Raw genomic sequence first — 18481 nt, 5'->3', positions numbered from 1 at the left:
GGTCCTGGTGGCAGCAGGCTCCAGGTAACGACTATTTCTTTGTCGTGGCGTTCCTTGTCGCAGTGAGTTTCTGGCTCAAGCTCAAGCCCGCCGAGGGCGGTTCCGTGGTTCGCCTACTCGCACCGATCGGCGGCGGCTTCAGCGTCCAGCCCACAACGGGCACCTTGCCCAAGGCCCACAGGACCAACGACGCAATCGCGCAATAAACAAAGCACATGCTGAGCCAGAACCAGGTATTTTCCAACGGCCACTGGCCTGCCAGGCTTACCTCGCGCGGGTTGAGCGCCATGGGGTAGCCATAGAGGACGGTAAGGCCAATGGGGTGGCCAAGGTAGATGGGCAGCGTGTGGGAACCGATGAACCGCAGTCCGGTGGATAGGACCGGTATATAGGACACGGCCACCGCCACCGCAATTCCCACCGGAACCTCGAAGAACTGCTCTACCATGCGCACGAGGATATGGACGTCATCCCTCACCAACGCCTCCGTGCCTGGCAACAACCACGTAACCTCGACGGCCCCAGCGTAGTTATCCCACGCGCGGCGGATAAAGAACCCGATGGCGTAGGCCCCAACCATGCCGGAATACGCCCAAAAGCTCCGGTAATCCCACTCGCCTTTGAAGGGAGCCTCGATAGCGGAAGCGAAGGCGGAGATTGCGTCCCGGAAATAAGCAGCGGCGACAAAGACAGGAAGGAACATGATGGCCTTCGCGATCGAGGTGAACTGCGCCTGCCATGCGATGAACAGAATAGGGCTAAAACTCAGCGCTAGCGCCGCCCACCCGGGCAGCTTGCGCACGCACCAGAGGAAGATATTGAACAGAATCAGCGAATGCAGAAACCACGCCATGGAATGGCCCACGAGCAGGCTGGCCGTCATCTGGCTGAAATCGAAAACGGGATCCCCGAATACCCAGTGGTACTCCACGCGCTTGGTCTGCTGTTCAACCAGCATCCACACCACATAAGGAACAAGGAAGTACCACAGGCGGCGAGTAAAGAGTTCTGCGAAGCTAAAGCGAAAAACCTTTTGCGCGAAGAACCCACTCACCAAAAAGAACAGGGGCAGGCGCAGTGGGTCGAGCCACACGTTGAAAGCGGCCAACCACGTGTCCTTCGATTCTGGAACCGTAAGCGTGATGTGCAACAGCACGACGCCCAGGATGGAAATTCCTTTTGCTACATCAGGCCACGCTAAGCGTTGAGACGGGGAGGAAGTCACTGACTACCGCGCCTCCGAACTGGGCTCGGCCCCTTCCGGGTAGCCGTGCCCAGCTTGCAGGGACGCCTTCACGTCGGAGGCATAGACGTCGACGTACGGCTCACCGGACAGCTCAGACAACTGCTTCATCACGTAGTCCGTGAAAGCACGCACGGTGGCGTGATCCTGCGGATCAAGGTTGCGCTCAGCGGCCCATGCGTGGGGATCAATGGGTTCGCCAACGCGCATGCCGACGCGCACCGGACGCGGAACCCACGAACCGATTGGATTAGCCTTCCGGGTATTGATCATGGCAATGGGTATTACTGTCTCACCGGTGGTTAGCGCGATGCGGGCCATACCGGTGCGCCCCTTGTAGATGCGCCCATCGGGCGAACGAGTCCCCTCCGGGTAAATACCGAAGAGATCCCCGCGGCCCAGAATTTTTTGTGCGCTCACCAGCATCGCGTCCCCGGCATCCTTGTTGACGCGATCGATCGGCACCTGCCCCACGGAGCTAAAGAACCACTTTTGCAGGCGGCCAACGAAACCGGGGGTAGTGAAATACTCGCTCTTTGCCAAGAAGGTGATCTGCCGCGGGCACAACAGCGGGAAGTAGAAGGAGTCCATCACCGCTTGATGGGAGGATGCCAAGATTGCCGGACCAGACTCCGGGATGCGATCCATGCCTTCGGACCATGGGCGGTTCCACACTCGAAGGGCCGGGCCGAAAAAGATGTGCTTAAAGGCCCAGTACCACTTGTTTCGCATCGCTTATAGTCCTATCTGTGTGTGCCGAGCAGGCGGTGCTGCTCGGTGAAAGAAAAATGTGCGGTGTTAACCTCGGTGCTCCTGGCGGGCGAGATCAGCGACTCCGATCATACCTGCCGCCGAACCCAACTTCGCGGTTGCCACTCGGGCCAAAGGCCTGTGACCGGCTCCGACGATCTGCCGAGCCATGGCATCCCGCGCCTGATCGAGGTACAAATCCGCGTCCTTGGACACCCCGCCGCCAATCACGATGAGCTCTGGGTCGAGCACATCTGCCACCATGGACAACCCTTGCCCGAGCCACTGACCGAAGTTCTCCATGACAGCTATCCCCAGCGGATCCCCGCGCCGAGCTGCTGCAGTGATCTCCTCGCCGGAGGGATTCTCCGGCAAGGTGGTGTCATACTCGCCGCGCAGCTCTGCGCAGGTGTCCGGCAAAGCGGTTCCGGAAGCGTAGCGCTCTAAGCACCCACGCTTGCCGCAGGGGCAGAGGCGCCCGCCCGGCGACACAACAAGGTGCCCGAACTCCGGGGCGGTGCCGAAAGCTCCACGGTAGATTTTTCCCTCAGTAAAAAGCGTGGCGCCAATGCCCGTTCCCACAGCAAAGAAAACCCATTCTTTCGCACCGCGCCCAGCGCCAAAGCGCCATTCGCCCCACGCGGCTGAATTGGCGTCATGCTCAAGGCGGACCGGCACGTCCAAACGCCTGCTGAGGATCTCGCGTACTGGGGCGTTACGCCACGGCAAATGCGGGGCGAAACGAACGACTTCACACTCGGGATCCAAAAAGCCCGCGAGGGCAAGGCCCACGGCCTCGATGTCATGGGATGCGGCCAAGTTGTCCACGCAGCGTACGATGTCATCTTCGAGTGTCTGCGCTTCCCTGGCCGTGGGGACGCTTGTCGAATCCACAATCTCTCCGGCGGGATTAATCACCGCGGCCCGCAAGTTGGTTCCACCAATATCGAACCCGATGGTGAGGCCGCTGTGGCCACCGTCAGCGGAGGAAGTGTGTTCAAGCATGACTAGTAGGATATACCCCGGCCTGCCCACGATCACATTCCAGAACCTCACGCAATCGTGCGCCCATGATTTCCCACGTCCAGTGCTCCTCCACGTGACGGCGCCCTGCCGCCCCCATGCGGTGGGCCCTGGGGACGTCGCCAAGCAGCGTGCACAAGGCCTGCTCAAGCTCCGGAACCGAGGAGCCGCGCACAACGATGCCAGTCTCGGACGTTACTGTTTCCGGTGCACCACCGGAGTCACCCGCAATGACCGGCAACCCCGCCGCTTGTGCTTCTAGGTAAACGATGCCAAGGCCCTCGACGTCGAGTCCCCCACCCCGCGTGCGCGCCGGCATGGCAAACACATCGGCAGCATGAAGCGCCAACTGCAATTCTTCGGTGTCCCGCGCCTCCTGCAACATCGCGCCGGGGCAGTACAGACGCGCTAGCTCGCGCAGTGTCTGCTCATAACGTCCGCGACCAATGATGAGTACCTGGGCGTCCGGGAAGCGTGCCCGTACCGCCGGCATCGCCCGCAAGAGCTGGTCCTGGCCTTTGCGGGGAACCAAGCGGGAGATACACACGATGACGGGCCCCGGGCCGAGTCCAAAGTGCTCCCGCGCGCTCTGCTTTTCTCCCGCCGTGGCCGGAGTGAAGTCTTCCAGATTAACCGCGGAAGGCAAGTGCACCCAGCGCGCATGGGTACCAAACGCGGGTTCCAACCTGGTACGCGTGTAGTCCGAGATATACGTGATGACATCGGCATGCTGACCAATGCGACGCAGGGCCTGCCGGGCTATAGGAAGCATGGACCAGCCCACCTCGTGACCGTGCGTCGTGGCAACGATCCGGCGAGCGCCCGCCGCCCGGGCCTCCGGCGCCATAAGGGCAAGCGGGGCTGCCGCCCCAAACCACACGGTCTCGATATCGTATTCACGAATCAGACTCTGCATCCGGCGTGCGGTCGCTGGTGTCGGAAGCATGATGGTGCGTGGCCAGCGAACCACGGTATACGGCAGCGTCGAATCATACTCGGCAGCGGCGTCACCATCTTGGGTCGAGGCGAAGACGACGACGTCCTCCGGGTTGAGGGTTGCCAGAAAATCTCGAAGATAAGACTGAATCCCGCCGATGGTGGGCGGGAAATCATTCGTTACTAGGAGTGTGCGCGCCATGGCCTAGTAGCGGACGGCGCCTTGAACGGGCATGGAATGAAGCGGCACCACCGCCACGGGAACGCCATAGGTGGAGGCGTGAACCACCTGACCGTCACCGATATACATTCCCACGTGGGTAATGCCGGCGTAATAGCCCACAATGTCTCCGGGCTGTAGTTCATCGATCGGTACTGGAGTGCCGCCGGCAATCTGCGCCTGCGAGGTGCGCGGGATACTCTTCCCCATCTGCTGATAGCTCCACACCATCAGGCCGGAACAATCGAACACATCAGGGCCTGTGGCACCCCAGCCATACGGGGCGCCAATTCGGGTGAGTGCTGCTTGGACAGCGGCGGATCCCGAACCATCGGCCAACGCAGCTAAGTCAAGGTCGGCAGAGCCGCCAAAGTGCTCAACCCATGCCTGGCGCGCCTCAGGGCTCAAGCCATCAACCTTGGTTTCGAGCTCCTTCTGCTGCTCTTCCAGGTCAGCCTGCTCCTTGAGAACCGCATCGCGCTGTGCCTGCAGCTCGTCGCGCTTGAGGCGCGCTTCCTCAGTAGCATCGACTGCCTGCTGATGCGCCTCGTCGGCCGCGGCGGCGGCAGCCACCATGGCTTCCTCTTCACGCTTGGCAGCCCTCGTCAAAGCCCCCAGGTACCCCATGCGCTCGACCGCACTGGCTACGTCGTTGGCATCAAGGGCTGCCGACACTGGCGTTGCCGCGCTTCGGCGGTAGCGCGACTGCGCCAGAGAATCGATCCGCTGCTGTTGCTCAGCGACAACCACGGAAGCATCTTCGGAATTGCGCTGTGCCTCCTCAGCCTTGCGTTCCAGCTCGCCGATCTCCTTCTCCGATTCTGCGAGCTCATCCTCAAGCCCCTTGACTTCCTCACCCTTGGCAGAAACCCGCTGGGCGACGTCCGCCATGCGCTCAATGAGATCGCTCAGATCCTCGGGTGCCTGCTCCCCTGCCGCTTCTTGCGGTTGCTCCTGGAGGAACTCTTGAGCCACTGCAGATGGCGACAGGACGACCACCGGAGCCGCACCCACAACGATTGCAGCGACGGCACACGCAATGCCACGACGCGACATGAATACCCCCGAAACTAAGAGAAGGTTAATAGATGACTGAATTATACCCTCAGTCAAGGAAAAGCATAACGGCTTCTAGAATAGCCGAACCCCTTCCCCACCCTCGCCATCAACATGGCAAGAGCAGCGGAAGGGGTTAGCCAAACCGCCAGGTTCGCTTAGAAGCGAACAGCGGAGTGAATCGGCATGTAGTTCAGGGAGCGCTCGCCGACCGGGGTGCCGGAGTTCAGCGCGTCAATGATGGTGCCGTGGCCGGTGTAGATACCAACGTGGGATGCACCGGAGTAGTAGACGATGATGTCGCCCGGCTGCAGGGCATCGAGGGACACCGGGGTACCCGCAGAAGCCTGCGCCTGGGAAGTGCGCGGAATGGACACGCCAGCCTGGCGGTAAGCCCACGAGGTCAGACCAGAGCAGTCAAAAGCGCTCGGGCCGTTGGCGCCATAGACGTACGGGGAACCGACGGCGGAGCGAGCAGCCTCGAGAACCTTCTCGCCCACGGACTGAACCGGTGCCGGCGCCGGAGCCTCAGCTACCGGAGCCTCCACAGCAGCGGCGTAGCCAGCGCCCTGGTCAGCCTTGAAGGCCGGGATATAACGATCAATGTTCGGCAGCTGCTTGATATTCGGGACGTTCTCCAGACCAGCAACCTCGAAGCGGATATCGGTCTCCGGGACGACAACCTCAGCTGCATTAGCAGCAGCCGGGACGGTAACAGCTGCGGTTGCAGCAACAGCAGCAGTGGATGCGATGCGACGGGTGTTCAGGTTGCCCTGACGACGGTGCTTAGCCACGAATTTAAACTCCAAATCTTCCTGCGCGCCTACTTTCGCTCGCTAGGAGAAGGCAATCCATATGACCACTCTCCACATGACGCGAACAAAAGCTCTGACCCAAGGGCGGGCCTAGCGTTCGACGATGACCCGTTCCTGTAGGGCCATCTCCGCTCGGCCCCCGGTGTTTAGGAGGGGCCAGACGCGGCGCTTAATTCTTCAGTTCGTATTGAGCACCGGTGATGTGTACACCGTGGCGGTAACTCAATGTCTCGAATAGGTTACGAAATCATCACGAGCGATGTCGAGTCAGAAACGCAAAACCGGCTTCGTTACCGTCCCGTTATCAAATGGAAACCTAAACGACACGGCGCCCAACGATCTCAGTTCATTACACAAGCGCGACAGGCAGATACTTGCCCTCACCTGCAATAACCCAGAGGGGTTTTCACTTCACACCGCTAGACCTTAGCACCGACCTAAAGCCCCAAAGAGCGTCCAAAAATATACGATGTAACCTTCATCACACTCGTGTAACTCGGCGTCACATCGACCCCATTTGACCCACTACCCTCTCCTGAAACCATGCAACAAAGTGGTTCTCTCCTGCGGTTTTTATGTCGACCGCGTCACTCTCCCGATCAAATGAGAGACCTCCGCATCGCCGTATCGCTCCTCGATTCCCAGAAATCAGACAAACTACAAGGAGGTTAACTGTGGGTTAACACCTTGACAGGCAAGCAACGCAAAACTTAGGAGCCCGCTCTCCCACCCAGCTCGGCGCCCGCAGACCGCTCCTCTGACAGCGGGTACGTAGACGGCCTTACAACTACCCTAAAGCACACACTCTAGAGGCCTAGGCATGAAAGAACGCTGTACCTGACGAACTCCCCTGGGACGCCCTTCGCGGTCACCTAGCGTGCTCGCGGCGGGTCTAATGCTTCTTCAACCAAGACAGCTCCAACCTGACGTAGGCCAATTAAGTGCGAAGAAGCCCCGCCCCACCGCCAAACAACACTAGGCAATACTGCCAAGAGTGACGTCAAGGTTTACTCACCCACCCATGACCCAGGTCGGTTCACGACGACCTTTCCGTAGTGCACTGCACATCTCTTCGCGAAACGGATTACCTTCTTTGATCTCCTCCAACGCCCAACGTCTGGGAGCCTTTATTGACACGCCTGAGGCATCTGACAAAAGGCATCAGTCATAAGGCGTTTTGACGGCTAAAAACGCCATTTACTCATGGCAGATGGCGTCTTCAGACCCAAAAATGCCTTTTGTCAGATGCCTTGTGCAAGTACGCCCTCCTGACTTAGCTCAGCTTCCAAAATGAACAAATGAACCAGGCCGGCTCCAAGGGCCCAGTTCGAAGCCCCGCGACAAAAGGAAATGAGAACGCAAAAGCCCGTTCCTATTCTCCTGTGGGATGGAGAAAGGAACGGGCTCTGTGAGCGTGTTTCAGCGAGTGATGGCGCTAGATGCGGCCATTCTCCTCGTCTTCGCGGCGGTTAGCCTCGTTGAGCTGACGGAACATCTCCGCCTCCTCAGCGTGGTTCTCGTGGCGAATTTCATTGACTCGGGAGACGATAGCGGAGTCATCGGAAGAGAAGATGCCCTGTGTCTCGGAGTCGGCCAGACCAAGCTGGTTGAGCTGCTTCGGAACCGGAGCGCCGGCGTACTCGAGCGGGACCGGGTGGCCGTGCTCGTCCACCGGACCAAGCGGCTGGTGAACCTCGATGAAGGCACCGTTCGGCAGCTGCTTAATGACACCGGTCTCGATACCGTGCTCTAGCACCTCACGGTCGGAGCGCTGCAGACCAACGCAGATGCGGTAGGTCATGAAGTATGCAATCGGCGGCAGGACAATCAGACCGATACGGCCAACCCAGGTCATCGCATTCAGCGAGATCTGGAAGAAGTGTGCCACGTGGTCATTACCACCAGACAGCGTTACCAGCAGGAAGAAGACGATGGCAGCTGCACCGATAGCGGAACGGACCGGAACGTCACGCGGGCGCTGCAGGAGGTTGTGGTGAGCGTCGTCGCCCGTCAGCTTCTTCTCAATGAAGGGGTAGGCGAAGAGCAGAACGACCATGAGGCCACAGAGCAGTGCAACCCAGAACGCAGACGGAATGGTGTAGTTGCCGATGTAGAGCTCCCATGCCGGCATGACACGAGCAACACCGTCAGTCCACAGCATGTAGATATCCGGCTGGGAACCAGCGGAGACCTGGGACGGGTTGTACGGGCCAAGGTTCCAGATGGCGTTAATCGTCATCAGACCGGAGATGAGCGCCAGGACACCGGCAACCATCATGCCCATGCCGATGGCCTTCGTAGCGAAGACCGGCATAATGCGAACACCAACAACGTTGTTCTCAGCGCGACCCGGTCCAGGGAACTGGGTGTGCTTCTGGAACCAGACCATGATGAGGTGAGCTGCGATAAGGCCCAGGATGATGCCCGGGATAACCAGCACGTGCAGGATGTAGAAACGGTCCAGCATGAGGTCGGACGGGAAGTCGCCACCGAAGATGGCCCAGTGCAGCCAGGTACCGATGATCGGCAGACCCAGGATGATGGCGGACATGATTCGCAGACCAACACCGGAGAGCAGGTCATCCGGAAGGGAGTAGCCAAGGAAGCCCTCGACCATGCCCAGCAGGATAAGCGCGCAACCGATAATCCAGTTAGCCTCACGCGGGCGACGGAACGCGCCGGTGAAGAAAATACGCAGCATGTGGGCAATCATGGACATCATGAACATGAGTGCTGCCCAGTGGTGCATCTGGCGCACAAACAGGCCGCCGCGGACCTCAAAGGAGATATCGAGTGCCGTTGCGTAGGCGCGAGACATCTCCACGCCGTTCAGCGGGGTGTATCCGCCGTCGTAGATGACCTTCGTAATTGAAGGATCGAAGAACAGCGCGAGGTAGATACCGGTCAGCAACAGGATGATGAAGCTGTACAGTGCCATCTCACCGAGCATGAAGGACCAGTGAGTGGGAAAGACTTTGTTGAGCTGGGTACGCAGGACGCCGGCAGCGGAATACCGCTCGTCCATGTTGTTACCCATCTGTGCAAGTTTGTTACTCATTATGACTTACGCTCCCAGAATGCAGGTCCGACGGGCTCGATGAAGTTGCCCTTAGCAATGAGGTAACCCTCATCGTCCACATCAATCGGCAGCTGCGGCAGTGCACGGGCTGCCGGGCCGAAGACCGGCTTACCGTAGTGCAACGCGTCGAACTGCGACTGGTGGCACGGGCAGAGAATGCGGTTGGTCTGAGCCTCGTACAGCGAGGTCGGGCAACCAATGTGGGTACAGATCTTGGAGTAGGCGTAGTAATCGCCATAGTGGAAGTCTTCCTGACCCTTGCGCTCGATAGCCTTCTTGGCGTCATCGTTGCGCAGGCGGATGAGCATCACAGCGTTACGGTTACCGTGGATGGAGTGCATGTGGTTCTCGTAGACGTCCTTGTCCTCGGAGTACTCTGCACCGTCGTTGACATCCTCAGCAGCCAGCGGGAAGACAGTCTCCATACCGCCTGCAGCCAGATCCTCCGGACGCACACGCACCAGGCGGGTGACACCGCGGGTGGTGTAGTGCGAGCCGGACTCACCCTCGTGCTTCTCGGCGATGGTACCGGTGTCGCGAGCGAGGTAGAGCTTGACGCCCTTCTCGTGCAGAGTCCAACCGGAGGTCCACAGGGTGCCGTCACCCATGTAGTTCAACTCGTGGCGCTTCTTCCACGGGTTGTTGATGGCACCAGCCAGCGGAGCAATCACGGTCAGGCCGAACAGAACGCTGGCACCGCCAAGCAGTCCCTTGATGGTGGAACGGCGACCCAGAGTCGAGGTGTTCCACGAGTCATTCAGCAGCGCGGTCAGCGTGCGGCGGTCAACTTCATCGGAAGGACCGTCGTGGCGGCGCTGAACCGAGATCTCCTCCGGGAGAATCTTCTTGACGTACTGAACAATGGCGAAGCCCAAGCCTAGGATGCACAGACCAGAGGTCAAGCCGAGCAACGGCGTGTAGAGGGTGTGCCACCACATGCCGTCCTCGCCGAGCATCTTGTACTCCCACGGCCAGAAGAGGTAGACGGCCAGGAAGGCAATGCCCATCAGGACGGAAATGATGAGCCAGAAGGTGACGTTTGCAGCGGCACGCTTCTCGGCGGGATCGCCCTCTACCGGGAAGCGCTCCTTACGGAACGCAACGGTAACATCGTCCAGCTCGGTACCGAGGGCTGCGAGCTCGTCGTTGCTCATAGCATCGAGCTCTTTGCGAGAGTAATTCTTCTTTACGTTGCTCATGAGCGAGATCCAATCCACATAGCGGCAACGCACAGAAGGCTGATGCCGATGATCCACATTGCCAGGCCCTCAGCCACCGGACCGAGGCCGCCGAGCGACCAACCAGCCGGAGACGGGGTTTCCTTCGCAGACTTGAGGTAGGCGATGATGTCCTTCTTCTCATCTGCGGTCAGCTGACGGTCGGAGAACTTCGGCATGTTCTGCGGGCCGGTCAGCATTGCCTGGTAGATCTCCTGCTCGTTAGCCGGGTCGAGCGGCGGCGCGAACTTACCGGAGGACAAAGCGCCGCCCCTACCGGTGAAGTTGTGGCAGGACGCGCAGTTCATGCGGAAGAGCTCCGAGCCCTTGGCGACGTCCTCTGCCTGGATCTGGCCGTTGTAGTTAGCGCCACGCAGGGACTCCTGCGCAACGGAGCCATCCTCGTCGTAGACGATGTCTGCGCCACCACCGTTGGCAGCAACATAGGCTGCCAGCGCAAGGGTCTGCTGCTCGGTGTAACGCGGGGTCTTGCGCTCAGCCTGTGCGTCGTTCGACATCATCGGCATACGACCGGAGTGCACCTGGAAGTACACAGAGCCGGCACCGATACCAACGAGGGAAGGACCACGGTCCTGGATACCCTGCAGGTTCGCACCGTGGCAGGTGATACACGCGACTTCGTAGATGTCCTTGCCCTCTTGAACGAGTGCCTGGTCATCCTTTGCGGCGGTGGCCACCTGCGCATCAGGGGTCAGGGCGGAAGCCAAGACACCTGCGCCGGTAAGACCGATGCTCAGTGCAAAGACGCCAGCAAGCGTGCGCTTCGCCTTGCGGCGACGGCGGGTCTTCTTAGCCGCGGCAGTGGTGTCTTCCACTGCGGCGGGCTGCTGGATGTTATCCATCATTTTCCTTTAGATAACTCGTACATGGAGATGAATGACTGTAGGCCGGCTATTCTCCGGCGACTACGGCCTACTGAACTAGGTAGATGACTACGAACACGCCGATCCACACAACGTCAACGAAGTGCCAGTAGTAAGACACTGCCATTGCCGCGGTGGCCTGTGCAGGCGTGAACTTGGAGCGGGCAATTCGCGCCAAGATAATTCCGAAGGCGATCAGACCCGCAGTCACGTGTGCCGCGTGGAACCCGGTCAGGATATAGAAGACCGAACCAAAGACACTGGACTGAACAGTGAGACCTGCCATGATCAACTCTGTCCACTCGAACGCCATGATGCCTAGGAAGACAACACCCAACGCGATGGTCACCGAGTACCAGAGTCGGAGCTTGTAAACGTCACCCCTTTCTGCTGCGAAAACGCCGAACTGAGAGGTCACGGAGGAAAGGACCAGGACACTCGTAATGAGGAAGCCCATGGGCACGTTGATGTGCGCCGTGTGCTCTGCCCAGTCACCCTCCTGGCCGTTCGCACGCGAGGTGAACCACATCGCGAACAGTCCAGCAAAGAACATCAATTCCTGAGACAGGAACACGATGGTGCCGACGCTGACCATGTTGGGTCGGTTCAGCGCGGCAACACGTGGTGCTGCCATACCTTGGTTAGAAACTACGCTCGTCACGCATAACAGTATGGCTGGTCTGACCGCATAAGTCATCTCATTTCCCCCCGATTTTTTTGAGGCCACGACCTAGACCTTCACAGTTTTCACCCCAGGCAGGAACCATAGAGCTCCCAGGAGGTAGTCGGGAACTTTTTAGCGCGCTTTACGACGCCCCATCCCTGCAGGTAGTGAGACTTGGCAACGCCAGTTGTGAAGCCAGCAACAGGTCAAGAAGAGGTACGTTTTGCCCGCAATCCGAAACCGGTCGGACCAACGCTAATGAGATAAATCACACCCGCCACCGCGGGCGAAAGTGCAGGACTGCAACTTTCGGATGACCCCCGTAAAAATGGCCGTTAACGTGCTGGAATTCTAAGCACAGACCTAGAGTTACACACTTTCGGCAAGCCACCCGCTCCCCCAGCACTCCACCCAAATCGAAATTTTTTCTCCCTTTTGGGAACTTTCCGCAACGCACTACGACGCAGTCTTCTCAACGACAAAGCCTCCGCCACTAGGTGTGGCGGAGGCGTGAGAAGTCGTGACGCTAGAAAGCGCGGCAGAAAAGGTTAAGCCTTAGTGCTTTTCCTTCGGAAGGCCATACTGCAGGGACAGGCCAGTCACGGAGGTGACGAGCAGGACTGCGCCCAGGATGATCATCCAGAAGTAGAGGAAGATGATGCCAAGACCCAGCACTGCGATGGAGCCGGTCATGCACAGCGGCCAGATGGAGCTCGGAGAGAAGAAGCCAAGGATACCGGCTGCGTCTTCAGTCTCCGCCTCTTCCCAATCCTCCGGCGCGATGTCGGAGCGGTTATCGGTGAAGTGCAGGTAGCCGCCCAGCATGAGGCAGAGCAGCATAGCGAGGACCAAGCCCACGATGCCGACCCACTCGGTGCCGTACATGTAGCCATCATCCTTGACGTAGTTAACGCCAATGACGTAGACGATGAGCGACACGAAGAGGTAGGTCGCGATGGAATAAAAGACCTTAGATGTTGCACGCATTTTCTATCAGTTCCTTTTCTTATGCCGCTTCAGCGGTGTCGACAAAGTTGTCGGCATCGCGGGTGTCGCGCAGAGAGTTGAACGGAGCGGTGGTAACTGCGTAGGGCTCTTCACCGATGTGCTCGAGAGCCTCGGCGTTGGTTGCCTGCGGGTTCTCCTCACGGAACTTGAGGTACTCGTTGAAGTCTGCGCGGTCAACGACGCGAATCTCAAAGTTCATCATGGCGTGGTAGGTACCGCACATCTCAGCACAGCGACCAACGAAGGCGCCCTTTTCCTCAATCTTCTCTACCTGGAAGCGACGCTCCTGGGAGTTGTTCTCCGGGTGCGCGTAGGCATCGCGCTTAAACAGGAACTCCGGAACCCAGAAGGAGTGGGAAACATCGCCGGAGGCGAGACGGAACTCGATCGGGGTGTCAACCGGGAGAACCAGAACCGGAACCTCTTCGGTGGTACCAACAGTCTCAATCTTGTTGAAGTTGAGGTAGGAGATGTCACCGGTGGACTTACCGTGAATCGGGTTCGGGTTCGGGGTGCCCTCCGGGTCGAGGGAGGATTCCTCGGCAAGCTTCTGACGCTCAGCATCGGCGCCATCGTAGTTCTCGCCATCAACCTTGTTCTCGGCGTAACCGAACTTCCAGTTCCACTGGAAGGCGGTAACGTCCACGGTCACCTCAGGGTTCTTGTCCAGCGCCGTAACCTTCTGCTGAGCCTGAACAGTGAAGAAGAACAGTCCCATGATGATCAGAATCGGGATAATGGTCAGAGCCATCTCCAGCGGCACGTTGTACTGCAGCTGCTTCGGGAACTCGCCCTTGCCGGCCTTCTCAGCCTTCTTCGCATTCCAGCGGAAGATAGCGGTGAGGAACAGGCCCCACATGATGAAACCGATGATCCATGCAGCAACCCAGACCCAGATCCAGAAGTTGTACATCGAGGTCGCTTCAGGGGTAATACCCTTCGGCCAACCCATGCCTAGGAGGTTCTCAACTGCCGTCGGCGCTGCGACGTCACAACCCGCAAGGGCTAGACCGCCCAAAGCTATGACGCCCGCTAGGCCTGCCTTACGGCCGAGGTTGCGCTGCTTACGCTGTCCCACGTGTGTTCTGCCTTTCTGTGCACACAAACTTCTCGAATACTCACAGAGCATTCCTACCCAATCAGAATAGAGCATCCTGCCTGATTTTCAGGCCTTTTCGCTGGACTGTTTGGGCGTTGGACCTGTCCTATAAGTAGTGAACGTACGGAATGTTACCGGCCCACCTGCACAAGATCACGCCAGCTCCCCCAGCCTCCCCCTCCCGGCTATGACCCAATTCACAAGCCGCACACCCCTGCATCATCCGAAAGTTCGCACCCTAACGGGGAACGCGGCGCGGGGTTCGCAGATCGTTTGGCCGCGGCCGTAAAGTGTTCCGGAGATGAACCTTGATCTATAAGGAGAAGCAAGCTTATGTGCGGACTCTGCGCGCTACTGAGCGCCGATCGCAACGCCGCCCAGCACCTGGAAGCTCTTGAACAGTCTCTTCAGTGCATGCGCCACCGCGGCCCGGACGCTGCCGGAACCTGGCACGACGATGATGCGGCTTTTGGCTTTAACCGCCTATCTATCATCGACCTCGAACACTCCAATCAGCCGCTCCGCTGGGGCCCCGAGGACAACCCCGAGCGCTATGCCCTTACCTTCAACGGCGAAATCTATAACTACGTAGAACTCCGCGAAGAGCTCAGTGCCGCCGGCTATACCTTCAACACCGAGGGTGACGGCGAGCCCATCGTCGTGGGCTATCACCACTGGGGTAAGGACGTCGTAGAGCACCTGCGTGGCATGTTTGGCTTCGTTATCTGGGATACCGAAACGCGCACGATGTTTGCCGCCCGCGACCAGTTCGGCATCAAGCCGCTCTACTACGCCACCACCAAGGAGGGCACGGTCTTCGCCTCGGAGATGAAGTGCATCCTTTCGATGGCCGACTCGCTCGGTCTAGACCTCAGCCTTGATAGGCGCGCCATCGAGCACTACGTAGACTTGCAGTACGTGCCTGAGCCAGAGTCCCTCCACGCCAATATTCGCCGCGTCGAGTCTGGCTGCACCGTGACGCTTCGCCCTGGCGAAGAAGTTGTATCGGAGCGCTACTTTAAGCCCCGCTTCCCCATCCAACCCGTCAAGCAGGGCGAGGAGCAGCAGCTCTTCGATAGGATCGCCCGGGCGTTGGAGGATAGCGTCGAGAAGCACATGCGTGCGGACGTCACCGTCGGCTCCTTCCTCTCCGGTGGCATTGATTCCACCGCCATCGCAGCTCTGGCCAAGCGCCACAACCCAGACCTACTCACCTTCACCACGGGATTCGAGCGCGAGGGCTACTCCGAGGTGGATGTCGCCGCCGAGTCCGCCGCGGCGATCGGTGTGGAGCACATCGTCAAGATCGTCTCCCCCGAGGAATACGCCGAGGCTGTCCCGAAGATCATGTGGTACCTGGACAACCCCGTAGCAGATCCTTCTCTTGTCCCCTTGTACTTCGTGGCCCAGGAAGCCCGTAAGCACGTCAAGGTGGTGCTCTCCGGCGAAGGTGCGGATGAACTCTTCGGCGGCTACACCATCTATAAGGAGCCACTCTCGCTAGCTCCGTTCGAGAAGATCCCCTCCCCGCTGCGCCGCGGCTTGGGCAAGCTCTCACAGGTACTCCCCGAAGGAATGAAGGGCAAGTCCCTGCTCAACCGTGGTTCGATGACCATAGAGGAGCGCTATTACGGCAATGCACGTTCCTTTAACTTCGAGCAGCTCCAGCGGGTGCTCCCCTGGGCCAAGCCGGAGTGGGATCACCGCGAGGTCACCGCACCGATCTATGCGCAATCACAGGACTTCGACCCGGTAGCCCGCATGCAGCACCTCGACCTGTTTACGTGGATGCGCGGCGACATCTTGGTCAAGGCCGACAAGATGAACATGGCCAACTCCCTAGAGCTGCGCGTTCCCTTCCTCGACAAGGAAGTGTTTAAGGTCGCGGAAACTATCCCCTACGACCTCAAGATTTCGCACGGCACGACCAAGTACGCGCTGCGCAAGGCTATGGAGCAGATCGTTCCCCCGCACGTGCTGCACCGCAAGAAGCTGGGATTCCCGGTTCCGATGCGCCACTGGCTGGCCGGCGATGGGCTCTACGGCTGGGCCCAGGATCAGATTACCGAGTCCCAGACCGAGGACATCTTCAACAAGAAGGAAGTTCTGGAGATGCTCAAGGAGCACCGCGACGGTGTATCCGATCACTCACGCCGTTTGTGGACGGTGCTGTCCTTCATGATTTGGCACGGCATCTTCGTCGAAGACCGCATCGACCCGAAGATCGAGCAGCGCGACTACCCCGTGAAGCTCTAGTTCAAACAACAAAACTGACGGAGCCCTCGCCGCACACTGCGGACGAGGGCTTCATCGTTTTGTCAACGTGACTTTACTTGAATTTAATTGAAGGAATCACCGCAAGCGCAGGAACCACCAGCGTTGGGGTTATCGATGGTAAAGCCCTGGGCCTCAATGGTGTCGGAGAAGTCAATCTTGGCGCCGGTGAGGTACGGGATAGACATCTTGTCTACGACGAGGTTAACGCCGCCAATGGAGTCCACCTTGTCACCATCCAAGGTGCGGTCATCGAAGTAGAGCTGGTAGCGCAGACCCGCGCAGCCGCCTGGCTGGACAGCAATGCGCAGTGACAGATCGTCGCGGCCTTCCTGCTCAAGCAGGGACTTTGCCTTGGCGGCAGCGGCCTCGGTCAGGATAACTCCGGTTGCAGACGCGGGAGCGGTCATGATTTCTCCTCTTATATATGCGGAATTTTTCTGGAGCCCACCCTACCCCCTCACATGTGAGGAAGAAAGGATGCCTCACAGTTCACTAGTGGTTCACAGGTGTCCTGTTCCCTAACCACAACGCTCTCTCCCGCGGGCCTATTCCCGTTATGTCTGCTAGACCTTGTACGCTAAACAGCGTGAAACTTCCGTGGCAAAAAGATGACAAGACTTCTTCCCCCGCCGAGCAATCCCCGGCGCCGGAAGAGCAACCCGCCGCCGAGAAACCGCACCGCAAGGGCTACACGCCGCCGAAGGGCCGCCCCACGCCCAAGCGTGATGCGCAGGAAATCGCCCGCGGCGTCAAGCGTGATCCCCGGGGGATGTCGGACGCGCAACGCTACCAGCATCGCAAGGAGCTTAAGGCTTCCATGTCCAAGGCGGAATGGAAGGAATATAAGCGTAAGGAGCGCGCTGAGTCCCGCGAACGTAACAAGGTGGCACAGGAGCGCATGGCCGCTGGCGACGAGCGCTACTTGCTCGCCCGCGATAAGGGCGAGGTCCGCCGCTATGTGCGCGATTGGGTAGATTCCCGCCGTTTTATCAACGAGTGGGTCATGCCCTTTGCTATCGTCCTGCTCGTACTCATGTTTGTCAGCACCCGGGACCCGCGCCTGTCGCAGATCATCTCGATCGGTGCAATGGCGATCATCGTTGTTTTTGCCGTCGAGGGCTTCTGGCTCGCGCGCAAGTGCAACAACGCCGTGCGCCTGAAGTTCCCCGGAACCACCGAGGCCGGTTTTGGCCTAGGCTTCTACGCGTACTCCCGCGCCTCCCAGCCGCGTAAGTGGCGCACCCCGCGCCCGCAGGTGGAGCGCGGAGCCACCGTCTAAACCGGAGGACACATGCCTGAATTCACCGCGGTTCCCCAGCTGCGCCCTTCAACCGCAGCTCAACCAAACCGCGTAGCCGAAATTGCCGCGTGGTTGGCGGCAGCGCAGGATTCCCCGCAGGCGAAGCCCCTTCAGCGCCCCCGAGCCATCGTCTTTGAGGGCGCTGATGCCAACGTTGTACCCACTGTCGACGGTGCAGAAGCCACAGAGCACTCCCTCAGCGATGCAGATCGGTGGCGCGATAATCTCTTCAGCGCTGCGCAGCGGGCAGGAGCGGGCATCGACTTCGTCGAATGCAGCGCAGAGTCCACCAGCACTGAGCCTGGTGCCCCCTCTGCCGCTATGTCCCCGGCAGAGTGCGAGTCACACATCGAACTCGGTATGGCTACGGCAGACCGGGAGATCGATTCGGGCACTGATCTGCTCATCACGTCTGATTTTGGTATCGGCGCAAGCACAGTCGCCGCCAGCGTCATGGGCCGGATTACCCATACCGAACCGGTGGCGATTGTGGGGACGAATACTCTGGCCAGCGGTATTACGGATGCGATGTGGAAGGCCCGCGTGAGCGTTGTGCGTGACTCGATGTTCCGCGCCCGCAACCTGGAGGGCTGGGAGGTCGTGCAGACCATCGGCTCCCCGAATCTCGCAGCGCTGGCGGGTTTCATCGCGCAGGCCACGGCGCGGCGGACGCCGGTGCTTATCGACGGCCCCCTGGCCGCCACCGCCGCTGTCCTGGCCGAGCGCACCGCGCCCGGCGTGAAGGGCTGGCTGCGCGCAGGGACGACCACCCCCGAACCGGCGTATGCGCTTGCTCTCAAAGAGCTGGGACTAACCCCACTGCTTGATTTAAACCTGAGCGAAGGTTTCCCCCTCGGCGCGCTCGCGGCCTTGCCGCTGGTGCAGCTGGCCGCAGAGCTCGCCTAGACGG

The 18481-nt window shown here is 59.5% G+C and carries 16 protein-coding genes; 3 read left to right on the top strand and 13 right to left on the bottom strand.

Annotation, left to right across the window (positions count from 1 at the left end):
* Positions 1-31: 31 nt before the first annotated feature.
* The 12 genes from FME68_RS03390 to ctaC form a co-directional block, all read right to left on the bottom strand.
* The gene (locus tag FME68_RS03390) at positions 32-1225 is read right to left on the bottom strand and encodes an acyltransferase family protein (protein ID WP_328287698.1); all 1194 of its coding nucleotides are present in this window, start codon (positions 1223-1225) and stop codon (positions 32-34) included.
* Positions 1226-1228: 3 nt separating this feature from the next.
* Entirely contained in the window at positions 1229-1975 is a 747-nt protein-coding gene (locus FME68_RS03385; protein WP_158396031.1) for a lysophospholipid acyltransferase family protein, read from the bottom strand.
* 66 nt (positions 1976-2041) lie between these two features.
* Entirely contained in the window at positions 2042-2998 is a 957-nt protein-coding gene (locus tag FME68_RS03380) for an ROK family protein (protein ID WP_158396029.1), read from the bottom strand.
* The gene (locus tag FME68_RS03375; protein WP_158396027.1) at positions 2991-4154 is read right to left on the bottom strand and encodes a glycosyltransferase family 4 protein; all 1164 of its coding nucleotides are present in this window, start codon (positions 4152-4154) and stop codon (positions 2991-2993) included. The genes FME68_RS03380 and FME68_RS03375 overlap by 8 nt, the downstream gene beginning before the upstream one ends.
* 3 nt (positions 4155-4157) lie before the next feature.
* Complete coding sequence (locus FME68_RS03370; protein WP_046647944.1) at positions 4158-5228, bottom strand: C40 family peptidase; 1071 nt, start codon at positions 5226-5228, stop codon at positions 4158-4160.
* A 158-nt stretch (positions 5229-5386) separates the two neighbouring features.
* Positions 5387-6022 (bottom strand): C40 family peptidase, encoded by a 636-nt coding sequence (locus FME68_RS03365; RefSeq protein ID WP_046648126.1) that lies wholly within the window; start codon positions 6020-6022, stop codon positions 5387-5389.
* A 1456-nt stretch (positions 6023-7478) separates the two neighbouring features.
* Positions 7479-9101, bottom strand: coding sequence for a cytochrome bc1 complex cytochrome b subunit (qcrB, locus tag FME68_RS03360; RefSeq protein WP_046647943.1), 1623 nt, complete (start codon positions 9099-9101; stop codon positions 7479-7481).
* On the bottom strand, positions 9101-10321 hold the full coding sequence (qcrA, locus tag FME68_RS03355; RefSeq protein ID WP_144013687.1) for a cytochrome bc1 complex Rieske iron-sulfur subunit: 1221 nt from the start codon (positions 10319-10321) through the stop codon (positions 9101-9103). Before qcrA ends, qcrB begins: the two co-directional genes overlap by 1 nt.
* A complete protein-coding gene (gene qcrC, locus FME68_RS03350) occupies positions 10318-11205 on the bottom strand; it encodes a cytochrome bc1 complex diheme cytochrome c subunit (protein WP_029159009.1) in 888 nt (295 codons plus the stop codon). Before qcrC ends, qcrA begins: the two co-directional genes overlap by 4 nt.
* Before the next feature lie 67 nt (positions 11206-11272).
* Positions 11273-11884 (bottom strand): aa3-type cytochrome oxidase subunit III, encoded by a 612-nt coding sequence (gene ctaE / locus FME68_RS03345; protein ID WP_232745219.1) that lies wholly within the window; start codon positions 11882-11884, stop codon positions 11273-11275.
* Between the two features lie 558 nt (positions 11885-12442).
* Positions 12443-12874 (bottom strand): aa3-type cytochrome oxidase subunit IV, encoded by a 432-nt coding sequence (ctaF, locus tag FME68_RS03340; protein WP_046647941.1) that lies wholly within the window; start codon positions 12872-12874, stop codon positions 12443-12445.
* Positions 12875-12893: 19 nt separating this feature from the next.
* Positions 12894-13973, bottom strand: coding sequence for an aa3-type cytochrome oxidase subunit II (ctaC, locus tag FME68_RS03335; RefSeq protein ID WP_070515787.1), 1080 nt, complete (start codon positions 13971-13973; stop codon positions 12894-12896).
* 354 nt (positions 13974-14327) lie between these two features.
* Between ctaC and asnB the strand changes: the two genes are divergently transcribed.
* The gene (gene asnB / locus FME68_RS03330) at positions 14328-16250 is read left to right on the top strand and encodes an asparagine synthase (glutamine-hydrolyzing) (protein ID WP_158396023.1); all 1923 of its coding nucleotides are present in this window, start codon (positions 14328-14330) and stop codon (positions 16248-16250) included.
* 83 nt (positions 16251-16333) lie between these two features.
* Here the strand turns inward: asnB and FME68_RS03325 are convergent, their stop codons facing one another.
* Positions 16334-16678 (bottom strand): HesB/IscA family protein, encoded by a 345-nt coding sequence (locus tag FME68_RS03325; protein WP_046647939.1) that lies wholly within the window; start codon positions 16676-16678, stop codon positions 16334-16336.
* A 179-nt stretch (positions 16679-16857) separates the two neighbouring features.
* Here FME68_RS03325 and FME68_RS03320 point away from each other — a divergent pair, with 179 nt between their 5' ends.
* Positions 16858-17550, top strand: a complete 693-nt coding sequence (locus tag FME68_RS03320) for a DUF3043 domain-containing protein (protein WP_046647938.1) — start codon at positions 16858-16860, stop codon at positions 17548-17550.
* Between the two features lie 12 nt (positions 17551-17562).
* On the top strand, positions 17563-18477 hold the full coding sequence (locus tag FME68_RS03315) for a nicotinate-nucleotide--dimethylbenzimidazole phosphoribosyltransferase (RefSeq protein ID WP_102233645.1): 915 nt from the start codon (positions 17563-17565) through the stop codon (positions 18475-18477).
* The last annotated feature ends 4 nt before the right edge of the window (positions 18478-18481 follow it).

Source organism: Corynebacterium hiratae (assembly GCF_009708045.1).
GTDB classification, from domain to species: Bacteria; Actinomycetota; Actinomycetes; order Mycobacteriales; family Mycobacteriaceae; genus Corynebacterium; species Corynebacterium hiratae.
This window is presented reverse-complemented; position numbering and strand designations above follow the sequence as displayed.